Annotated in this window: 18 protein-coding genes; 15 read left to right on the top strand and 3 right to left on the bottom strand. The window is 57.9% G+C overall.

The window, feature by feature from the left end; genetic code table 11:
• Positions 1-92: 92 nt before the first annotated feature.
• From fliD to ACI0FG_RS05390, 15 genes are all read left to right on the top strand, one after another.
• Positions 93-1787, top strand: coding sequence for a flagellar filament capping protein FliD (gene fliD, locus ACI0FG_RS05460; RefSeq protein ID WP_419787542.1), 1695 nt, complete (start codon positions 93-95; stop codon positions 1785-1787).
• Positions 1788-1811: 24 nt separating this feature from the next.
• Complete coding sequence (fliS, locus tag ACI0FG_RS05455) at positions 1812-2576, top strand: flagellar export chaperone FliS (RefSeq protein ID WP_419787541.1); 765 nt, start codon at positions 1812-1814, stop codon at positions 2574-2576.
• Between the two features lie 96 nt (positions 2577-2672).
• Positions 2673-3743 carry a glycosyltransferase family 4 protein gene (locus tag ACI0FG_RS05450; RefSeq protein ID WP_419787540.1) on the top strand — a complete coding sequence of 357 codons (1071 nt, stop codon included), beginning with the start codon at positions 2673-2675 and terminating at the stop codon, positions 3741-3743.
• A complete protein-coding gene (locus ACI0FG_RS05445; RefSeq protein WP_419787539.1) occupies positions 3740-4954 on the top strand; it encodes a glycosyl transferase family 2 in 1215 nt (404 codons plus the stop codon). The genes ACI0FG_RS05450 and ACI0FG_RS05445 overlap by 4 nt, the downstream gene beginning before the upstream one ends.
• 92 nt (positions 4955-5046) lie before the next feature.
• On the top strand, positions 5047-6222 hold the full coding sequence (locus tag ACI0FG_RS05440) for a YIP1 family protein (RefSeq protein WP_419787538.1): 1176 nt from the start codon (positions 5047-5049) through the stop codon (positions 6220-6222).
• Between the two features lie 10 nt (positions 6223-6232).
• Positions 6233-6568, top strand: a complete 336-nt coding sequence (locus ACI0FG_RS05435; protein ID WP_419787537.1) for a hypothetical protein — start codon at positions 6233-6235, stop codon at positions 6566-6568.
• A gap of 101 nt (positions 6569-6669) precedes the next feature.
• The gene (locus ACI0FG_RS05430) at positions 6670-7821 is read left to right on the top strand and encodes an OmpA family protein (protein WP_419787536.1); all 1152 of its coding nucleotides are present in this window, start codon (positions 6670-6672) and stop codon (positions 7819-7821) included.
• Positions 7822-7962: 141 nt separating this feature from the next.
• Complete coding sequence (ahbC, locus tag ACI0FG_RS05425) at positions 7963-9156, top strand: 12,18-didecarboxysiroheme deacetylase (RefSeq protein ID WP_419787535.1); 1194 nt, start codon at positions 7963-7965, stop codon at positions 9154-9156.
• 223 nt (positions 9157-9379) lie between these two features.
• Positions 9380-10363 carry a porphobilinogen synthase gene (gene hemB / locus ACI0FG_RS05420; RefSeq protein ID WP_419787534.1) on the top strand — a complete coding sequence of 328 codons (984 nt, stop codon included), beginning with the start codon at positions 9380-9382 and terminating at the stop codon, positions 10361-10363.
• A complete protein-coding gene (gene ahbD / locus ACI0FG_RS05415; RefSeq protein ID WP_419787533.1) occupies positions 10363-11529 on the top strand; it encodes a heme b synthase in 1167 nt (388 codons plus the stop codon). The genes hemB and ahbD overlap by 1 nt, the downstream gene beginning before the upstream one ends.
• A gap of 242 nt (positions 11530-11771) precedes the next feature.
• Entirely contained in the window at positions 11772-12221 is a 450-nt protein-coding gene (locus ACI0FG_RS05410; protein ID WP_419787532.1) for an AsnC family transcriptional regulator, read from the top strand.
• A gap of 31 nt (positions 12222-12252) precedes the next feature.
• Entirely contained in the window at positions 12253-12585 is a 333-nt protein-coding gene (locus ACI0FG_RS05405; RefSeq protein ID WP_419787531.1) for a hypothetical protein, read from the top strand.
• 72 nt (positions 12586-12657) lie between these two features.
• Complete coding sequence (gene rpe / locus ACI0FG_RS05400; protein ID WP_419787530.1) at positions 12658-13308, top strand: ribulose-phosphate 3-epimerase; 651 nt, start codon at positions 12658-12660, stop codon at positions 13306-13308.
• Positions 13309-13370: 62 nt separating this feature from the next.
• Positions 13371-15308, top strand: coding sequence for an ATP-binding cassette domain-containing protein (locus tag ACI0FG_RS05395; protein ID WP_419787529.1), 1938 nt, complete (start codon positions 13371-13373; stop codon positions 15306-15308).
• A gap of 4 nt (positions 15309-15312) precedes the next feature.
• Positions 15313-15804, top strand: coding sequence for a GNAT family N-acetyltransferase (locus ACI0FG_RS05390; protein ID WP_419787528.1), 492 nt, complete (start codon positions 15313-15315; stop codon positions 15802-15804).
• 156 nt (positions 15805-15960) lie between these two features.
• Here ACI0FG_RS05390 and ACI0FG_RS05385 read toward each other — a convergent pair whose 3' ends face one another.
• From ACI0FG_RS05385 to ACI0FG_RS05375, 3 genes are all read right to left on the bottom strand, one after another.
• Positions 15961-16965 (bottom strand): FkbM family methyltransferase, encoded by a 1005-nt coding sequence (locus tag ACI0FG_RS05385; RefSeq protein WP_419787527.1) that lies wholly within the window; start codon positions 16963-16965, stop codon positions 15961-15963.
• Positions 16966-17169: 204 nt separating this feature from the next.
• The gene (locus ACI0FG_RS05380; protein WP_419787526.1) at positions 17170-20190 is read right to left on the bottom strand and encodes a proline dehydrogenase family protein; all 3021 of its coding nucleotides are present in this window, start codon (positions 20188-20190) and stop codon (positions 17170-17172) included.
• Positions 20191-20213: 23 nt separating this feature from the next.
• Positions 20214-20687 (bottom strand): Lrp/AsnC family transcriptional regulator, encoded by a 474-nt coding sequence (locus ACI0FG_RS05375; RefSeq protein ID WP_419787525.1) that lies wholly within the window; start codon positions 20685-20687, stop codon positions 20214-20216.
• Positions 20688-20726 lie beyond the last annotated feature (39 nt).

The following is a 20726-nucleotide window of genomic DNA, read 5'->3' as shown; positions in this document are numbered from 1 at the left end:
CGAAAACAGCCAGGTCGGAGGCGTGGCACTAGGCTTGCAGGGCTGATGGCAGAAAAAACTGATGGGGAAATTCTTTCCGCATAGGAATAGCCATGGCAGAGTATACTTCTGGAGCGATCAATTTTGCGGGGCTTGGCAACGGCACCGACTTCAACCAGCTCATTGACGGCCTCATCAAGGTCGAGCAGGGTCGGGTCACTCGTCTTGAGGACTGGAAGTCCTCGTGGTCAAAAAAGAGGGAGCAGTTCGATACACTGAACTCTCAGCTTCTGACCCTCAAGACCACGCTGGAAGGGTTTGACACGATCAACGAATTCATGACCAAGACGGCTTCCAGCGTCAACACAAGCTATCTGGTAGCAACGGCCAACAGCGAGGCCCAGGAAACCACGCACGCGGTTGAAATCGGTCAGCTGGCAACTACGGATACACACATCACGGCATCCGGTGTCGGCACACTCCTCACTTCCATCATCACGTCCAACGCCAACTTCACGTTTACCTATGCAGGTAAAACCCACACCATCAGCAATATTTCCGCAGGAACGTCGCTGCAGGGTTTCGTCAATATCATAAACAATCACGCCGAAAGCCGGGGGCTGATTCGGGCCTCGACCATCTTCGACGGTTCGGTCTACCACCTGCAACTCAACGGGATGGATCAGGGAGCTGACAATCAGCTTGTCATAGCCGATTCGGCCGGTTTTCTGTTCCAGTCATCGGACTTTAACGAGAGCCAGAACGCGGTCAATTCGATGATCAAGGTTAACGGCTTTCCACCCGAAACTTACAAATGGATCGAACGCCCCACCAATGTCATAAAGGATGTCATCGAAGGGGTCACACTGGACCTCAAGGATACAACCATCGGAGCAACCGTTCAGGTCACTATTTCCACCAATACGGATGATATAAAGAAAAACATTGAAAAGTTCGTCAACGCTGTCAATGCGGTCCGCAGCCAGCTTCAGGCCATTACCGATGTTGATGACGACGGGAAGGGATCCATTCTCACCGGCAACTACGGTGTGGACATGATTTCCCAGAATCTCAAAAACATAACTGCCGATATGGGGCAGGGGTTCGTAAACTGGGACCCAAAGACTTCTAAAGGCGATAGATTTGCCGCCCTCTCCCAAATCGGAATCGGCACGGATGCGGAGAGCGGTTCCAAGACATACGGATTGCTCAAAATAGACTACGAGGGACTCGACGAGGCGCTGGATAAAGACCCGGAGGCCGTGGCTCGGCTCATGTCCGCCAAGAATGAAGGCGAAAGCACAACGCCGGACTTCACCTATCTTTCTCAGGTTGAAGGAACCACCCAACCTGGAACATATAACGTTGAGGTCGTAAGCGACGGCACCAAAATTCTCAGTGCTACCATCAACGGAGAAGAGGCGAAGGTCTCGGGCTGGGAGATAACAGCTAAAACGGGGGATGCGCTCGGCCTCGCTTTCCGGTTGGATAATTCCGCAGTGGGTACACACAAAGGAGTCATTTCCGTCCGGATGGGTAAAACAGGTGAAATGGTCAACGAGCTAAAAGACCTGACCAAACCCTACAACGAACTCACCTATGAAGGTGGTCCACTGGCGGTCTTGAAAGAAAACTACAAGACCATCATGGACAATATCGACGATAAAATCGCCTTTGAAAAAAAACGCATCGACACGATGGAAAAGAATCTGAAGCTCAAGTATGCGCGGCTGGACGCTCTCCTCGGACAGTACCAACTCCGGCAGGGGCAGCTCGATTCAGCCATTACTCAGATGTCGTCGTCATAACAGCGCATACCAGGAGGTTAACGAATGGCCAATCCCGCACGGGCCTATCTCGCCACACAGGTGGAAACGACTTCGCAGGGACAACTGCTGATCATGCTCTACGAGGCAGCGATCAAGTTTCTCAAGCGGGCCAAGATAGAGATAGGAAACAAAGATTACGCCAAAAAGGGCATCTACATTTCCAAGGCCATGGCCATCATCCATGAGCTGACGGAAAGCCTGAACAAGGAGAAAGGCGGCGACATCACGCCCTCGCTCCTGTCCCTCTATCAGTTTTGCACCACGCATCTGATCCAGGCAAACATCCGGTTGGATACCAAACGGATCGACGACGTCATTCAGATTCTCGACGGCATCAGTTCGGCCTATGCCCAGGTCGTGGAGCAGCAGGAAGGCCCCAGTGCATCTTCCACTCTTTCGGCCAAGACAAATGCGGTCCAGTCTGCTCCGTCGGCCCAGAGGGCCACGACACAGACGACCGCACCGAAACCTGGCAATAGATATGGACTTTCAGGCCTCTCCGGTCTGTCGGGAATGGGACGAGGCGCCCATTCTACAACAGCAGCCGCACCGACGGCTCCCGCCCAACAGAAGGAAGGCCCCGTGGCGGAAGCCGCTGCCCCTGCGGATGTCTCGTCTTCACCGGAACCGCCTCAGGAAATGCCCTCTTCGGCGCAGCCGCAGGCTCCTGTTCAGCCTCCGACACCACAGCTTACAAAACCCAAAATGCGCAAGGCCTTCAACGCCGCGAAGTTCAGAGCGGCCAACGCATACAGCAACAATTCGTAATCAAAACCGGTCCGGCAGAACGTCGGACCGGTTTTCTTTTCCAGCTCCGGACCAGCCGGAGTTTACAAGACAAAACGCTTGTGTCACTTTCCGGCCATGTCCGAATCCCCCATACGAGTCCTGCATATTGCCAAATCCCTGGGATGTGGCGGCACCGAAAAGGTCATGCAGCTGCTCGTCTCTCACCTGGATAAAACCCGATTCCATCCTGCCGTATACAGTCCGCAGGATGGCGTCCGTGCCGCCCAGATTCGTTCCATGGGGGTGGAAACATACGTCGGCGGGGAACTACTGACGGCACTGAAACGATTCCGTCCTTCCATCGTCCACCTGCACCGCGCGGGCTGGCCGGAGCCGGAGCTGCTCACCCCCGTGAAACGGGCCGATATCCCGGCCGTGGTTGAAACCAACGTCTTCGGACGACATGACCCCAGCCCCCAGGCCCGGATAATCGACCGCACGCTGTTCGTCTCCCGCTTCTGCCTGGAACGCTTCGAGCGGGATACCGGCATCCATGAGTCGGACCGATACGGTTTTCTGTACAATCCTGTGGACACGGACTTTTTCGCCAATGCAGCCAGAGTCGACAGGGATTTCACCCTACCGTCCATCGGCCGTATATCCCGTGCGGACCCCGGCAAATGGTCGCAACTTGCGCTCGATATTCTGCCCATCCTGGCGCGCGAGGTGCCGGGCTTTCACTGCCACATTCTGGGCGGCATTCCGGCGGCGCATGAATTCGTTAGCACTCACGATTTGAAATCCTCCGTCATATTTCATGATCCTGTTGGCACGGATGCCGAAATCGCCGCATTCCTGGATCAGGTCTCACTCCTGGCCCACGCCAACGACACGGGCGAATCCTTCGGCCTGGTCATTGCGGAAGCCATGGCCTGCGGCCTACCTGTAGTCACGCACCCCGCTTCCGGCAACCGGGACAACGCCCAGCTGGAGCTCGTGGACAATGGCGTAACCGGCCTTGTAGCCAACTCCGCAACGGAATACGCCGCCGCGGTCAAACATTTGCTGACCCATCCCGACGAAGCCCGAAGCATGGGACAGGCTGGACGCGAAAAAGCCGTACGTCTGTTCCGCGTCCAGACCATTGTCCGCCAACTTGAATCCATCTACATCGAATTACTTCGCAAAAAAGGAATAGCCGTATGAGCCGCACCCTGATCCCCCACTACACCGACGCGGTCCTGGAATTTGAAATGAACGACGGCCTTGCCCCGTCCGCATCCCAGCCCGCTTCAAGCAGCGATGAAGTGGTAAATTTCACCACGCGTACCCTCAAGCTTTTTGCCAAAAGCGGCGGTTCCGTGCTGATTCTGTTCGGTCTGGGGTCCGGGGCACATGCCCTGGCTCTGGCCGAGTCTTTGCCGGAAACAGCCCGGCTCGTGGTTTGCGAGACCGACGCCGACACGGCCCGAGTTTTTTTGAAAGACCATCCAGAATGGAAGGAGCCGGACGGTCGGACGCATGTGGCGGCGGACAGTTCCGCCTGGGCCCTGCTTTATCTGCTCGCGCTCTCCGGTGCCAATGCCGAAAATAGCTCAACGGCCATCTGCCCGGAACTGACGAACGAGGATCGGGACCGATACCGTGCCCTGCAACGCCGCTTTCATCAGGCTCGGCCCCATCTTGCCCTGAACAGCTCCTACCTGAGCCATGTGGCCGTGCAGGCCCCGGACCTGAGTGTCGGCGTGATCCTCAGCCCGAAAGAACCTGAGCTGAATCGCTTCTTTGCCCAATTCCCGGACTGGATACGAGAGGTCGTGGTGGTGTGGGATGCCGAGACAGTGCCGGACCGGCAGTTTTCCTGCGCGGCTCCGCTGCGCCATCTGGCCAACCCCATGCAGGACTTCGCGAGCCAGAGAAACAAAATGCTTGATGCGTGTGAGGGAGAATGGGTGCTCTACCTGGACGGCGATGAACTGTTCAGCGAGGATGTCTGGTCCCTCTTCACCGCCCTGCTGCTCATAAAAAGATTGACCGGATGCTATTTCCCGCGCATGACCCTGTACCCGGATGATACCCGCTGCAAGGTGGGATTCGGCCTGTGGCCCGACCTCCAGCTCCGCCTCTTCCGGCGCGAGCCATCCGTCCGTTTTGAGCGGCCGGTGCACGAGCGGCTCACCGGAGTCGAAGGCCGGGTGGCCCTGGCCATGGACGCGCCAATCCTGCATTATAGCCGTATCAACAAATCCCCGGAAGCGCTGGGAGAAAAACTGAAACGGTTCGATGCCGCCGCAGCGGGCCGGATCGTCCACCGACTCAACCAGGATTATCCGAGCCTGGAAAGAAGCCGTTTCCCCGAGGCAGCCTTCATCTCAGGAGCCTTGCAGGTACTCCTTCTCGAAGAAAACCCGTCCTGAATCTGATTGCACCATTTGCGCAACACTTGATTACGACGTACATATCGGATAGGCACACATCTCGATAACTCCGTATCCTTCAAGGATTGACGATGCAAATAATCTGTCCAGAATGCCAGTTCGCCCGCGAGGTGGACGAGACCAAGATCCCTCCTCGGTCGCAGGTTGCCACCTGCCCGAAATGTCATACTAAATTCAAATTCCGCGAATTGCCGGAAGAGGACGTCCCTTCGGATCAAAATGCCGAGCAACCGGTTACCCGCCAGCCCAGGCCGGAAACCGTCTCCGACAGTGACAAGGACTCCCAATCCTCCGCCCCCAGACATGGGTCCCCGCAGAATTCGGAAAAGCGCCCCGCTGCCCAACGGCCGGTCCGCCGTCCGGATCCGCAAAATGATGAGGAATCCGCATTTCCCAATCTGCCTGCCCCGGAAGAAACCTCGAACGAGGGGCTTTGGGACCGGCTGGACCGCATGGCTCCCCCGGAAAAAAACATTCCGTCATCGCGGAATACTTCGCCGACCCCTCCTTCCGCTCCCCAAGATCAGGAGCCCATTCCGGGATGGACAGGCGAATTCAACGACGACTTTCCCGATCCCATGATCGCGGACGACAAGAACGATAAGGAGCAGGACAACGGGATGCAGGTTCCCCCGCCCTTCGAGCAATTGGATCGTTACGGCTTTTTTTATGGTCTGTTTCTGACCATCAAGCTGATCCTGCTCTCCCCCCGTCTGTTCTTTACGGTCATGCCGGTAGGCGGCGGACTGGCCAAGCCGCTGACTTTCACCATCCTGGTGACCATGATCCAGAGCTTTGCCCAGTATATCTGGGGGATCGCGGGACTATCCGCATCTGTTTCCGGCGAAAACGCCGCCGTGTCCGGCATGAGCACAACCATGACGGCTCTGGCCATGCTGCTGCTCCTCCCGGCGCTCATTACCGTAGCCCAGTTCGTGCTCACAGGCATTTATCACGTCCTGCTCATAGCCATGAAGGCCGACAACAAGGGATTCGAAGGCACATTCCGCGCCCTGGTCTATTCCAATGCCCCCATTGTTCTGGGCATATTCCCCATACCAAACCAGACCATCGACTTTGTCTGGATGACCATTGTTGCGGTATGGGGCTTGGTGCTGACTATAGTCGGGCTCAAATGCATACACCGGACCTCCTATTCCAAGGTCATCCCCGTGGCCATCATCCCGTTGCTGCTGGGAATGATAGCGTACTTGTCCCTCCTGCACATGCAGGTGGCGACCATTTAGCGGAGACGCCATGTTCGAGTGGTTGAAGAAGCAAAAGGATACCTGGCAAGCGAAGCGAAAGCTCGCTCGCCAGATAAATCCACGCCAGTTCAAGCAAATGGCCGAGGAGATTCGCGACCTGGCCTTGCTGGCGGCGCAACTCAGCCCGGACGGCAAGGATATCAGACAGCTCATCCGCAACATAATTACTGAAATGGACCGCCTTTCCGAGATGGTGGACAAGCCGGAATTCCGCAAGCTCTCTATCGGCAAACGTCTGCTGCTCCGCCAGGGACTTCTGGAATCACGCGAACAGCTCATGGAATCCATAGAGTCCGCCCCCGCCCCGACCCAGACCATGCAATAAGGCTCGGCACAGTACTTGCTTTTTCTCCGGCACGTACTCCGAGGCTGTCGCCGCAGTGGCGGTCATCATCGGAGGAATTTAACATTCAGCCGGTGAACGCCATGAAAAAAGCCTTACTTCTTGCCATGTTGCTGGTTACTGCCGCCTGCGCAAACGTGGACCTGTCCTTGACGGACCAGACCAAGGTCTACACCGATTCTCCTGTCAGGAAATCGTCGCTCCAAGTCGCAGTCCATCCCAAAGGCCGCCAGTTTCGCCCGTTGACCGCCTATTTTTTCCCCTTTGTCATCCAGCAGCCCAGTAGCGACTACGAGAATCTTTCAGGCGCCTTTGCCGAGATATTCCGCAATGCCTGGATGGAGGACGAACTCTTTCCCATCATGGAATTCCAGCCCGGCACCCGATACGAGGGACTGGACATGGCCCTTGAAACCGCAAGAAGACGCGGGGCCGACCTGCTCCTTATCGGACAGGTGCCCTATTTCTTCGCAGGCAACACGCTGGATGATTCGGCGATCACCATCCGCATGGATATCTACGCAACAGGAAGCGGCGACCTTGTCTGGTCCATGCTCCAGTCCGGCCGTATCGAGGAAAGACAACCCGACGACTTCATCTATTTCCGGCACGAGTACCGGATGACACATGGTGCCTTCAACAAGATCATCCGATCCATAGCAAGGGATATGGCCGTTCCCCTCAAGGCATGGCTTCCGGACCCGAAGTCGAACTACAGCTTTGCAAACAATGCCGCCGAAGTAAAAACGGCATTGGCTCCGCAGGAGCCCCAGGAGGCAGCGGCCTCCGCCCAAAACAAAGACAGCGCCATGCCAGAGGAGCAGAACCTGCCCAGGGAAGACGCCACTCCTTCTGACGCCAAGGAGACGGATACCACGCGGCCTCAGATCAACGGGGTTAATCTGGACATCCAGTTCGACTTCAACAAGGCAACTATCCGGCCCGACTCCCTCCACTTGGTGGACGCGATAGGCGAAGCCCTGAACACCCCGGAGCTCAAAGGCAAAAAAATCATCATTGCCGGCCACACGGACAACAAGGGCGACCCGAAATACAACCTGAACCTCTCGAAAAGGCGCGCCGACGCGGTCAAGGATTACCTGGTCCGTACCTGGGATATAGCTCCCGAACTGATCGAAACGGCAGGCTACGGAGAGACTTCTCCCATAGCTGAAGGTACGACCGACGCAGACCATCAGCGTAATCGCCGGGTGGAAATTCGTCTTGCCGAATAACCTCCCTTGACTTTTTGAGAATTATTCTTATCCTTTCTTCAGGAAAAACAGAGGGCCCCTTTCGGGCCCTTTTTCATCTTTTACACCTGCCCCTTTGTGTGATACGCCAAAGGCCTTCATCACCCAAGAGAGGAACCATACATGATAGGCATTTCCAAATTGTACTGCGGTGCCGTGGAGCCGTCCGATGCGCTCCGTTACGGACGCGAGTCCGGCCAGCTGCCGTCCCACCTGCTGCAATTCTCCAAAGACAAGAAGCCCGTTGTGGTCTGGAACATGACCCAGCGGTGCAACCTTAAATGCGTGCATTGCTACGCCCACGCCATTGATCCGAAGGACCATGTGGACCCCATATCCACGGATCAGGCCAAAGTGATGATCGACGATCTCGCCCAATTCGGCGCGCCGGTCATGCTCTTCTCCGGCGGCGAGCCGCTGGTGCGTGAGGATCTGGTGGACCTGGCCAAGTATGCCACCACCAAGGGGATGCGCGCGGTCATTTCCACCAACGGCACGCTCATTACCAAGAGCAAGGCCAAGGAGCTCAAGGAAGTCGGCCTGTCCTACGTGGGCATCTCCATGGACGGTGCCGAAGCGGTCCACGACAAGTTCCGCGGCGTCAAGGGTGCCTACAAGCAGGCCCTGAAAGGCGTTGAGAACTGTATGGCCGAAGGCCTGAAGGTCGGCCTGCGCTTCACCATCAACAAGCGTAACGCCCAGGAAATCCCCCACCTCTTCGACGTCCTTGAAGAGATGGAAGTTCCCCGCATCTGTTTCTACCACTTGGTTTACTCCGGCCGGGGCTCCCAGCTGGTCAAGGAAGACCTCGACCATGCCGAGACCCGCGCCACCGTGGACCTGATCATGGACCGCACCCGCGCGCTCTTCGACAAGGGCAAGCCCAAGGAAGTCCTGACCGTGGACAACCACGCCGACGGTCCCTACGTCTACTTCCGCATGCTCAAGGAAGACCCCAAGCGTGCCGCCGAAGTGCTCGAACTGCTCAAGATGAACGAGGGCAACTCCTCGGGCCGTGGCATCGGCTGCATATCCTGGGACGGCAAGGTTCATGCCGACCAGTTCATGCGCCACCACACTTTCGGCAATGTGCTGGAGCGCCCCTTCTCCGAGATCTGGAGCGACCCGAACATCGAGCTGCTGCACAAGCTCAAGGACAAGCGTCCCCACGTTAAGGGCCGCTGCGCCTCCTGTCGCTTCCTGAACATCTGCGGCGGCAACTTCCGCGCCCGTGCCGAGGCCGTCTACGACGACTTCTGGGCTCCGGACCCCGCCTGCTACCTCACCGACGAAGAAATAAGCGGCGAACTGCTGTAAGCGGAGTTCGCCTCCGGCGGCCGAGGGAAGGGGAGAGGCAAACCCTTTGAAAAGGGTTCTTCCTCTCCCCTTCCCCCGGACCCCCATCCTCTCTTCTTTCCTATTTTTTTTATTTCGCTTCGCGGGTTGTGCACAGAAACAAAGTCGGTGCACTTGATTGGCGGGCGGCGAGAAATGGGATACAGAAATTTCAAACGCAACGCTTCTTACTCGGGAGAATGAAATGATTCCTACTGATTTTCATCGTGGACGCAGGCTTCGCACCAGCGCCGCCATGCGCGAGCTGGTGCGCGAGAACGAGGTGCGCCCGCAGGATTTGATAATGCCTTACTTCGTGGTCGAGACCGACGACGCCTCCTTCCGCAAGGAAATCTCGTCCATGCCCGGCCAATACCAGTTCTCCCTGGATGAACTGGAAAAGCAGGTCGCCCGTGCCGTCGATAACGGACTTCGCTCCTGCATCCTCTTCGGCATTCCCGCAGCCAAGGACGAACTGGGCAGCGGTGCCTACGACGACAACGGCATTGTGCAAAAGGCATTTCGCCGCCTGAAAGACCGCTTTCCCGGTCTGCTGCTCATAGCCGACACCTGCCTGTGCGAGTACACCTCCCACGGTCACTGCGGTATGGTGCGCAACGAGGAGATCCTGAACGATCCGAGTCTGGAACTGCTGGCCAAGACGGCTGTTTCCCAGGCCCGATCCGGGGCCGACGTCATCGCCCCGTCTGACATGATGGACGGCCGCGTAGCCGCCATACGCGACGCTCTGGACGAAGCGGGCTTCATCAACACGCCCATCATGAGCTATGCCGTGAAGTACGCTTCCTCCTTCTACGGTCCCTTCCGCGACGCTGCCGAAGGCGCGCCCAAGTTCGGCGACCGCAAGACCTATCAGATGGACCCCGCCAACGGCCGGGAAGCCCTCATCGAGGCCGCCGCCGACCTCTCCGAAGGCGCGGACATGCTCATCGTCAAGCCTGGTATGCCTTATCTCGATCTCGTCCGTCAGGTGCGTGACAACTTCGAGTGTCCGGTCTGCGCATATCAGGTCAGCGGCGAATACTCGCTGATCAAGGCCGCCGCAGGCAATGGCTGGGTCAACGAGGACGCCGTAGTGGACGAATCCCTGGTTGGCTTCAAGCGCGCAGGGGCAGACATGATCATCACCTATTTCACCGAAGACGTTCTGGCGAGGTTGAAGGCATAATGCATCCGCACAAAGGCTGCCCGCCCGAAGGGCATCCCGGGGGTCACCCCGGACACGGCAAGGCACACCCCGGCGCGGAGAACGCACCGAAGCGCTTTCTGGACGACGGCGTCACGCCCATCTGTCGGCTCATCGCCTGGGAAGTGACCCGCTCCTGCAACCTGGCGTGCAAGCACTGTCGGGCCGAAGCGCATCCCGAACCCTACGAGGGCGAGCTGTCCACGGCCGAGGCCAAGGCGCTCATCGACACCTTCCCGGACGTCGGTTCCCCCATCATTATCTTCACCGGCGGCGAGCCGATGATGCGCCACGACGTGTACGAACTCATCGCCTACGCCAAGGCCAAGGGCCTCCGCTGCGTCATGGCACCCAACGGCACGCTCATCACGCCCGAGACCGCCAAAAAAATGAAGGCGGCGGGCATCGAACGCTGCTCCATCTCCATCGACGCTCCCGAAGCCGTCCAGCACGACGAGTTCCGGGGCGAGGTCGGTGCCTTCGATGCTTCCATGCGGGGCATCCAGTACCTCAAGGACGAGGGCATCGAATTCCAGATCAACACCACGGTCACCAAGCACAACCTCCACCTGTTCAAGGATATCTTCAATCTGTGTGAGGAGATCGGCGCGTCCGCATGGCACATCTTCCTGCTCGTGCCCACCGGCCGGGCCGTGGAGCTGGGCGCGGAGATCATCACCGCCGAAGAATACGAGGACGTGCTCAACTGGTTCTACGATTTCCAAAAGACCACGGACATGCAGCTCAAGGCGACCTGCGCGCCGCACTACCACCGCATCCTGCGTCAGCGGGCCAAGGAAGAGGGCATCCCGGTCAACTTCGAGAACTTCGGCCTGGACGCCGTCAGCCGGGGTTGCCTGGGTGGCATCGGATTCTGTTTCATCTCCCATCGCGGGCAGGTTCAGCCCTGCGGTTATCTGGAGCTGGACTGCGGCAACGTGCGCGAGATTCCCTTCCCGGAAATCTGGAAGCAATCGCCGCAATTCCTCAACCTGCGCAATGCCGATGTTTATGACGGCAAGTGTGGATACTGTGAATACGAAAAGGTCTGTGGCGGCTGCCGGGCACGTGCCCAGACCATGAACGGCCACTACCTCAAGGAAGAGCCGCTCTGCTCGTATCAGCCCAAGAAAAAAGCAAAGGCGTAAGACGCCTCCGGCGGCTGGGGGAAGGGGAGAGGGAAACCCTTTAAAAAGGGTTCTCCCTCTCCCCTTCCCCCAGACCCCCATCCTCTTTCCTTTCCTAAACTTTTTATTTCGCTTCGCGGGGTGGGTAGGTTATAAAGGAAACAGGGGCTGTTATGCAGTACCCGCGAAGCGCACTAAAAAGTTTTTGAGATTCTTAAGAACATTTTTCAAAAAGTTCTTAAGCCGCCGGAGGCATCCCCCAGATGGACAATTACGACAAACAGATTCTCGACATCATCCAGTCACATTTTCCGCTCACCTCGCGTCCCTATGAGGAGGTCGGCAAGCAGATAGGACTCTCGGAAACCGAGGTACTCACCCGCGTGCGTGCCCTGAAGGAATCCGGGCTGATCCGACGCATGGGAGCGAATTTCAATTCCCACACCCTCGGCTGGCAATCCACGCTGTGCGCGGCGTCCGTCCCCGAGGACAAGCTGGACAAATTCGTGGCCGAGGTGAACAAACACGACGGCGTGACCCACAACTATCTGCGGGAAAACGAATTCAACGTCTGGTTCGCGCTCATTGCCCCGGACATGGATGCGGTGGAGGAAATTCTGGCCTCCATCACCGCAGCGACCGGTATCAAAATTCTCAATCTGCCGGCGGAAAAGCTGTTCAAGATCAAGGTCGATTTCAAGATGGACAAGTGATCCGGCAAGACTCGCCGGAGGGAGGGGCACCGTGAATCGATTCTTCAAGGCCGTGGTAATCGGAACCGCCGCAGGCATTTTGGACGCCATTGCCTTGGTCCTGACGCAATCCGTCTGGCAGTCGAGCCTGGCCGCACTGCTCCACTGGATGTGCCTGGGCATCCTGATCACCTACATTCGCCTGCCCTTCACCGGCTGGTTTTCCGGAATTCTCGTCGCGCTGATGACAGGTGTGCCGCTCGCCATTCTGTCCACGGCCACGGAAACCGGCGGAGCCGGACACTTCATTTTCACCTCCATCATCCTGGGCGGCCTGCTCGGCCTCATTGCCGAAAAGCTCATCGTCAACCAGCTGACCCGATAGCGCCGCCCTTGCGCGACGGTCCGGCCTCGGGTAGGGTGTGCGCACCAAAATTTCCACCAGCGGAGCAAACCGATGATTCTATCCCCCTCCATGCTTTCCTCTGATTTCGCCAATATGGAATCCGAGCTGAAAGCCCTGAAGGCTGCCGACATAAAGTGGGTCCACCTCGACGTCATGGACGGCATGTTCGTGCCCAACATCACCTTCGGTCCCCCGATCATCAAGGCGATGCGCAAAAAGTCGGACCTGTTTTTCGACTGCCACCTGATGATCAATGATCCGGGCCGCTACATTGAGGATTTTGCCGACGCCGGAGCCGACCTGATCTGTGTCCACGCCGAGGCGTGCACCCACCTGGAACGTGTCTGCGCCCAGATAGCCGAGACCGGTGCCAAGCCTGCCGTTGCCCTCAACCCGCACACGCCGGTGGAGGTCGTCCGCCACCTCATTCCGCAGCTGTACATGGTACTGATCATGTCCGTGAATCCCGGATTCGGCGGCCAGAAGTTCATCCCCTTCTGCCTGGACAAAGTGCGGGAACTCAAAGCGCTCATCGACCGGGCCGGGGCTGATACCCTGATCCAGATCGATGGCGGCGTCACAGCCGAAAACGCGGGCGAGCTGACCCGTGCGGGCGTGGACGTGCTGGTCTCCGGCTCCGCCTTCTTCGGCCACCCGCCATATGCGGAGCGGCACAAAGTATTCCAGCAAGCCTGCAATTAACCTTTTTCTTAAATAAATGACCGGGAACCGCGCAAGCGGTTCCCGGCTTTCGAGCATACACCATGGCCGTCGTCTCCCTGCGGGACATCACCGTCAATTTTACCGGCACCAGCGTGCTGGAAAACGTCTCCCTCCAGATTGAACCCGGGGAGCGAGTCTGCCTTGTCGGCCGAAACGGCGAGGGCAAATCCACCCTGCTCTCGGTCATCAAGGGCAGTCTGCAACCGGACACCGGCTCCGTGGACTATGCCAAGGGTACCTGCGTGGCCCTGCTGCCCCAGGAGGTTCCCCAGGATCTCGGCGGCATGGTATACGACGTGGCCGCAAAGGGACTCGGCGAAATCGGTCGCAACCTCGCCGCCTATCACAATGCGGCCAAGGCCTTGGGCGAGGCCGCGGGCGATGAAGCCACGCTGGTAAAAAAATTGGAAAAGGCCCAGAACGCCTTGGAGACATCCGGCGGTTGGCCCCACCATCAGCGTGTGGAAACCGTGCTCTCCCACCTCAAGCTGAACGGCGATGAACCGTTCGCCACGCTCTCCGGCGGTACCAAACGCCGGGTGCTGCTGGCCCGCGCCCTGGTCGCCGAACCGGACCTGCTCATTCTGGACGAGCCCACCAACCATCTGGACATCGAATCCATCAACTGGCTGGAGGATTTCCTGCTCCGCCAGCGCGGCGCCCTGCTTTTCGTCACCCACGACCGTGCCTTTCTGCGCCGCATCGCCACTCGCATAGTGGAGCTGGACCGGGGCAACCTGCACAGCTGGTCCTGCGACTACGATACCTATCTGGAACGCAAGGATGCGGATCTGGAAGCCGAGGCCAAGCAGAACCACAACTTCGACCGCAAGCTGGCCGAGGAAGAGGCCTGGATTCGCCGGGGCATCAAGGCCCGACGGACCCGCAACATGGGCCGCGTGCGCGACCTGCGCAAGATGCGCGATGAACGGAAGGCCCGACGTGAACGGACCGGCTCCGCACGGATGGTCATCCAGGAGGCCGACCGCACCGGCAAGCTGGTGGCCGAGGCCAAGAACCTTTGCTTCGGCTATGGCGATACCGTACTCATCGACAATTTTTCCACCACCATCATGCGCGGGGACAAAGTCGGCCTGATCGGCCCCAATGGCGCGGGCAAGACCACCCTGCTGCACCTGCTGCTGGGCGAAACCAAGCCGCAATCCGGTTCGGTGCGGCTCGGCGTCAATCTTCAGGTCTCCTACTACGACCAGTTGCGCGAACAGCTGCACGAAGATCGGTCCGCCCGCTGGAACATAGCCGACGGCAACGATTTTGTGGACATCAACGGCTACCGCCGCCATGTATTGAGCCACCTCAAGAACTTTCTCTTCACCCCGGAGCGCGCTGCGGTGCCTGTTTCCGTGCTCTCCGGCGGCGAGCGCAACCGCTTGCTGCTGGCCCGGCTGTTCACCCGGCCTTCGAACGTTCTGGTCATGGACGAACCGACCAACGATCTGGATGCCGAGACCTTGGAACTGCTGGAAGAGGTGCTCATGGATTACCCGGGCACCCTGCTGCTGGTCAGTCACGACCGCGCCTTCCTGAATAATGTGGTGGACTCGACCATTGCCTTTGAAGGCAACGGACACGTGGCGGAATATGTAGGCGGCTACGATGACTGGCTTCGCCAGCGGCCCGAAACACCGCCCCCTTCGGCAGGGACCTGCGCCCCTCCGGCGGAAGGACCGAAACCGGCTCCCGCCAAAAAGGAAAAGACCAAACTCAGCTACAAGGAAAAATACGAACTGACGCAAAAGCGGGATCGTTTGGCCCTGCTGCCCGCGCAGATCGAAACTTTCGAAAAGGAACTGGATCAACTTGGGATCAAAATGAGTGATCCCGAGTACTTCAAACAATCCCCACAGACCATGGCCGACGACCAGTCCAGGCTGGAAGCGCTGGAAAGCGAGCTGGAGGCCATCTACACGGAGTGGGAAGAACTCGAAACCGCCCTTGAAGGCGTTACACTGGACTGATCTGATGACAAACTTAACCATCCGCATGGTCGATCCCGACGACCTGACAGCTTGCCACACCATCGAATCCCTCAGCTTTCCTGCCTCGGAGGCCGCCCAGGCATCCTCGCTGGAAAAACGCATAACCAACTATCCCGAGGGCTTCCTGGTCGCCGAGATGGACGGCCGTGTGATCGGACAGGTCAACAGCGGCTCCACCAGCAAGGACGACATCACGGACGAGGAGTTCAAACAGCTCATCGGCCATGACCCAGAGGGCGGCAACATCGTCATTTTTTCCCTCTCCGTACATCCCGACTTCCGCAAACTGGGCGTCGGCGGCAAGCTGCTCGACCAGTTCGTGGACCACGCCCGCGAGATGGGCAAGAACAAGGTGCTCCTGCTGTGCAAGGAAGACCTCGTCAACTACTACGCCGGTCACGGTTTTTCCGACAGCGGCGTATCCGCCTCCACCCACGGCGGCGCCGTGTGGCATGAAATGGCACTGACGCTGTAAACTAGAAGAAAGAAGGCCTCCAGCATGCTGGGGGCCTTCTTTATTCCATATTGCCTTGACGAGAATATCCCTCCCCGCCAAAAGAATCATCTTTCTTGCATCCCCCCTGCCATTACAATTGCAGAGAAGCCTATCACTCTCAAATAGGAAGATGTCCTACGGCACCGCGTACAGCACGGTTTCCCCAATTCCACCGGGTTCGTAATGCCGCAGATAAAAACGGTAGCCCGCATACATCTCCTCTGCCATTGTTAGCAGCCGGTGTATGTCCTCTGGCTTGTGGTAAACACAAAGAGCCAACTTGGGATGATAACGACAGACGGTCTCTGTGGCACCTTCCAGAGCTTCTTGTTCGGCCCCCTCAATATCCATCTTGATCATATCTACCCGTTCCAAATCATGTTCGGCCATAAAATCATCAATACGAATACCCGGCACAGGATCCCCTGAGTCTCCAACCCGCGAACTGGAAGAGTCAGCCTCCATGTAAAGCGTTTCGGTCTTATTCCAGGCAGCATTGAAACACGGAGTCACGTTGGCGCAACCAAAACGGTTCAGATTTTGTTGCAAAATTGGGAACAGGCCAGACAAGGCCTCAAAGGAATAAACGTGACCGGTTTCTCCGACTAGACGTGAAAACATTACTGCCGTATCGCCAAGGAAGGCTCCCAAATCAAGGATGGTGTCGCCGGGTTCCGGCATACAGATGTCTCTCAACACATATTGGCCAAGCTTGAAGGGTTTACAAAATTTTTCTTCTTCGGGACCAATAGTCAAATCTCCAACTCCAGGAGCGGGAGGAGGTGGGAATATGCTCTGCCAGCGAGGAACCAAGGGAAGCGACAGACGCATTTTCAGTCGCCACAGAAAGACCTCGCGGGACTCATCATCCGCCAATTTGTCATAAGCGACCTCATATGGCTCCGGATCATTAATGATGGGCCAAAATTCCTGAGACAGCTTCCCCCAGGGAAAAGCCTCCAGCCGTTGGACGGATTTATATGCCCTGCTGTCCAGGACAGATGCCAACCGTTTGATCAACGAACCGTGAGTCCGGTCCGCCCACGCCCACAGGCCACTCTTACGGCTCTTGCCCGCCAGACTAGAACAATGGGTCTCTACTGAGGCTTCTACTTCCTTGAGCAAATCCCGTATGTGCATTCCAACCTCGCGGATAGCATTTTAAAAATATCGTTAAGATTATTAACCGTTAATTGAACTTCTCTATATGTGTCAACACATGCAAAACCATCCCCTTAACATTTCAAGACCAGCCTGACACAACTAACGACGTATGAAGGGAGCAACTGAAAAGCCCCGACGGAGACTCTCCGCCGGGGCTTTGTTTTTTCATTTCAGCTGCAATTAGCTCAGCCAATCGTCCCCTTCCTCTATGGGGGCGAACCCTCTACGCATGGTGTTCTCGCAGACCAGACGCGGGTCCAGGAACTGGAGCAGGTAGTCCGGGCCGCCGGACTTGGACCCCACGCCGGACATCTTGAAGCCGCCGAAGGCGTGGCGTTCGACCATGGCGCCCACCGAGGGCTTGTTCAGGTAGAGGTTGCCCACGCGAAACTCTCGGGAAGCCCGCTCCAGATTGGCCGGAGATCGGGAATAGATGGAGCCGGTCAGGGCGAACCGGGTGGAATTGACCATGTCCAGGGCCTCGCCGATATCCCCGGCGCGCATCACGGCGAGCACCGGCCCGAATACCTCCTCCTGGGCAATACGGTGTTCCGGCGTGATGTCGCCCACGATGGTCAGAGGCACGTAGCAACCCGTCTCCTTGACGGCGTCGTCCACCTCGCGCTTGACCAGCACGGTTCCCTCGCGCTCGGCTATCTCCACATAATGGAGCACGTTCTTCTGGGCTGCACGGTCGGCAACCGGCCCCATGTAATTAGCCGGGTCCTCGGCCGGGCCGAGCTTGATGGACTTGGCGGCCTCGGTCAACCGGCCGACAAAACGGTCATAAATGGAATCAAGCACGATGACGCGGGAGCAGGCAGAGCACTTCTGCCCCTGGAACCCGAAGGCGGAATAAAGAACACCAAGCACGGCCTCGTCCAGGTCGGCATCGTCGTCGATGATGATGGCGTTCTTGCCGCCCATCTCGGCAATGACCCGCTTGCACTGCTGCTGGCCGGGCTGGACAACGGCCGCCCGTTCCTGGATGCGCAGGCCGACCTCCATGGAACCGGTAAAGGCGATGACCGACACGTCCGGATGTTCCACCAGATGATCGCCGATGACCGATCCACGTCCGGGGCAGTAGTTGAATACGCCGTCCGGCAGCCCTGCCGCCTTCCACATGTCCACCAGACCATGGCCGACGCAGGAAGAAATGCCCGAAGGTTTGTAGACCACCGGGCAGCCGCAGACGATGGCTGCGGAGACCATACCCACGGAGATGGCCAGCGGGAAGTTCCACGGCGCGATGACGGCGGCCACGCCCTTGCCCTGATAAAAAAGATGGCTCATTTCTCCTGGTGCGTGCCCCATGCGGCGCGGGGTACCCAGACGAATCATCTCGCGGGCATAATATTCCAGGAAATCTATGGCCTCCCCCACATCGGCATGGGCCTGATCCCACTGCTTGCCCACTTCCAGGACCTGCAAGGCCGCCACCTCGTGGGCGTTATCCTTGAGGTACTGCGAGGCCTTGAGCAATACTCCTGCCCGCTCCTCGGGCGCAACGTCGCGCCATGTAAGGTAGGCCTCGGATGCGGCATCCACGGCCCTGTCCACCTCTTCGGTACCGGCCTGACAGACGGAACCGAGGATCTCATCGGGTTTGGCCGGGTTGTAGGAGTCGAGGGTATCCTCGGTCTCCATATCTCTACCATTGATGAAGAGCGGTATTTTACGCCCGGCTTGGGAACGCAGTTTGGCTATGGCCGCCGGATAGGCGTTGCGTTCCGACTCGATGGTGAAATCAACCAGAGGGAAATTCTCGAAACGAGGTAACCCGGATTCGGATTCCGACACGGGAACCGGACAGGCTTCCTCAAGCTGGCGGCGCAAGGTTTCCTTGGGATTCTCCAGCAGCTTGTCCATGTCCGCCTCATCGGCAAAGGTCTGCTTGAGAAATGATTCGTTGGCCGTGTTCTCCAACAGTCGACGAACCAGATAGGCCATGCCGGGCAACAGATCACCATAGGGGCAATAGAGGCGCACGCGCTTGGCCACATTCTTGAGCCCCTTGCGAACCGGTTCGGCCATGCCGTAGAGCACCTGAAACTCGTAGCGGTCCTCGGGCACATTCAGAGCCTGGGCGTTCTCCATGACCGCCGAGATGGTGCGGATGTTGTGCGAGGCACAGGCGAAGTGGCAGATATCATGATTTTCCAGGATGTAGCGGGCCACACGCTCATGCGCCATGTCCGATTCCGGTTTTTTGGTCCATACGGGCATAGGCCAGCCGTTCTGCTTGGCCAGCACGGTCTCGTAGTCCCAGTAGGCCCCCTTGACCAACCGAATGGAGATGGGAAGATTGACCTCACGGGCCCAGGCGATCAGGGAGCGGACGTCGTCATCAACGGACCGCAGGTAGGCCTGAAAAACGATGCCCAGATGGGGATAATCCGGGTATGTGGTCCTCAGCCGCTTGTAGAGCTCGACCGTGGCTTCCTTGTATTTGAGCTGCTCCATGTCGATGCACATGAAGCCGCCCATGGCCATGACCTTCCGATAAATGGGCTCGATGCGCTCGAACATGCCGTCCACGGTCCCTTCCACATCCACAGCCTTGGACTGGGAATAGAAGGCTGACGGTTTGACTGCGACGTTCACCTTGGGCGTGTGCCCCCAGTCCTTGTCGCCATCCGCGTCGCCCAGCGGCTTCCACTTGTCCAGTTCCTTGTGGATGGCCTCCAGTACGTCCATGTATCCATCCAGATAGGCCTGCGACTCCACGGCCGAGACCGTGGCCTCGCCCAGCAGGTCGAGCACGAAGGCGAATCCGTCCTTGCGCAACTTCTTGATGCCCTTTACCGCCTCCTTGGCCTCCTGCCCGATGATGAACTGGCGGGCCATGGACTCGATATTGGAACGGATGGTCCGGTTGAGCACCTTGGCGACAAGCCCACCGCCCAGCTTGGTCTTGGTGGCTCCCCACTTGAGCACTTCCGGGACATTGGCGTCCTCGCCCGCAAAATATTCCTCGATGTGACGGGAAAGGGACTCCGAGGTATTCAGGTAGGGCAGAACGTCCACAAACCGAAACAACTGGACCTTGAAATCCTCGTTCTTCATGGACCAGTCCATTACCTTGCCGGTCCACCAGCCTTTGTTGAAAATAGAAGGAGATTCACCGGAAATGGACGTAAAAAACTCCCTGCCCCGGGCAATGATACGCGGGTCCAGGGAGGAAATATCAGTGGTCATTTGGAACTCCTTGAATTACTGTGCTAATCGTTATCATCGTCCAGCGGAATGACGCGCGATTCCTTCACCGTTGTCAGAACGATGGTGGAATTGGTCTCGCGCACCGCATCGATGGTGCCGAACTTTGCCAGTGTGGCCTGTAGGGCCTCGGTGTCCTCAACTCGGACTTTGACAAGATAGGAATCGCGCCCGGCGGTATAGTGCACCTCCAGCACTTCGGGAAAGGCGGCCAGCCGCTGCCCGGCCTCGACAGCGCCCACGCCCTCCTCCACCCTGATGGAGGTGAAGGCGGTCAGCCCGCAGCCGAGCTGCTTGTGGTCCACGATACACTCGTACCCCTTGATGATGCCCGCCTTGCGCAGCTTGCGGACGCGCTCCAGCACGGCAGACGGGGCCTTGCCTACCATCCGGGCAATTTCCGCATTGGAGACCTTGCCATCATTCTGAAGTATATTCAGAATTTTGAGATCAAGATTGTCAATTTTTCTGTTATTCATACTTTAAACAAATATTATTCTTATCCAATCTTGTCAAGT

The sequence above is a fragment of the Pseudodesulfovibrio sp. 7M6 genome (assembly GCF_050058625.1).
Lineage (GTDB): Bacteria > Desulfobacterota > Desulfovibrionia > Desulfovibrionales > Desulfovibrionaceae > Pseudodesulfovibrio > Pseudodesulfovibrio salinus.
The sequence above is the reverse complement of the archived record's forward strand: the minus strand, read 5'-3'. Positions and strand labels throughout refer to the sequence as shown.

Coding starts and splice junctions, on each gene's coding strand:
- ACI0FG_RS05435 (WP_419787537.1), top strand. CDS start 6,233: ATGTTCGAGTGGTTGAAGAAGCAAAAGGATACCTGGCAAGCGAAGCGA.
- ACI0FG_RS05440 (WP_419787538.1), top strand. CDS start 5,047: ATGCAAATAATCTGTCCAGAATGCCAGTTCGCCCGCGAGGTGGACGAG.
- ACI0FG_RS05375 (WP_419787525.1), bottom strand. CDS start 20,687: ATGAATAACAGAAAAATTGACAATCTTGATCTCAAAATTCTGAATATA.
- fliS (WP_419787541.1), top strand. CDS start 1,812: ATGGCCAATCCCGCACGGGCCTATCTCGCCACACAGGTGGAAACGACT.
- ACI0FG_RS05390 (WP_419787528.1), top strand. CDS start 15,313: ATGACAAACTTAACCATCCGCATGGTCGATCCCGACGACCTGACAGCT.
- ACI0FG_RS05410 (WP_419787532.1), top strand. CDS start 11,772: ATGGACAATTACGACAAACAGATTCTCGACATCATCCAGTCACATTTT.
- rpe (WP_419787530.1), top strand. CDS start 12,658: ATGATTCTATCCCCCTCCATGCTTTCCTCTGATTTCGCCAATATGGAA.
- ahbD (WP_419787533.1), top strand. CDS start 10,363: ATGCATCCGCACAAAGGCTGCCCGCCCGAAGGGCATCCCGGGGGTCAC.
- ACI0FG_RS05450 (WP_419787540.1), top strand. CDS start 2,673: ATGTCCGAATCCCCCATACGAGTCCTGCATATTGCCAAATCCCTGGGA.
- hemB (WP_419787534.1), top strand. CDS start 9,380: ATGATTCCTACTGATTTTCATCGTGGACGCAGGCTTCGCACCAGCGCC.
- ACI0FG_RS05445 (WP_419787539.1), top strand. CDS start 3,740: ATGAGCCGCACCCTGATCCCCCACTACACCGACGCGGTCCTGGAATTT.
- ahbC (WP_419787535.1), top strand. CDS start 7,963: ATGATAGGCATTTCCAAATTGTACTGCGGTGCCGTGGAGCCGTCCGAT.
- fliD (WP_419787542.1), top strand. CDS start 93: ATGGCAGAGTATACTTCTGGAGCGATCAATTTTGCGGGGCTTGGCAAC.
- ACI0FG_RS05395 (WP_419787529.1), top strand. CDS start 13,371: ATGGCCGTCGTCTCCCTGCGGGACATCACCGTCAATTTTACCGGCACC.
- ACI0FG_RS05380 (WP_419787526.1), bottom strand. CDS start 20,190: ATGACCACTGATATTTCCTCCCTGGACCCGCGTATCATTGCCCGGGGC.
- ACI0FG_RS05385 (WP_419787527.1), bottom strand. CDS start 16,965: ATGCACATACGGGATTTGCTCAAGGAAGTAGAAGCCTCAGTAGAGACC.
- ACI0FG_RS05430 (WP_419787536.1), top strand. CDS start 6,670: ATGAAAAAAGCCTTACTTCTTGCCATGTTGCTGGTTACTGCCGCCTGC.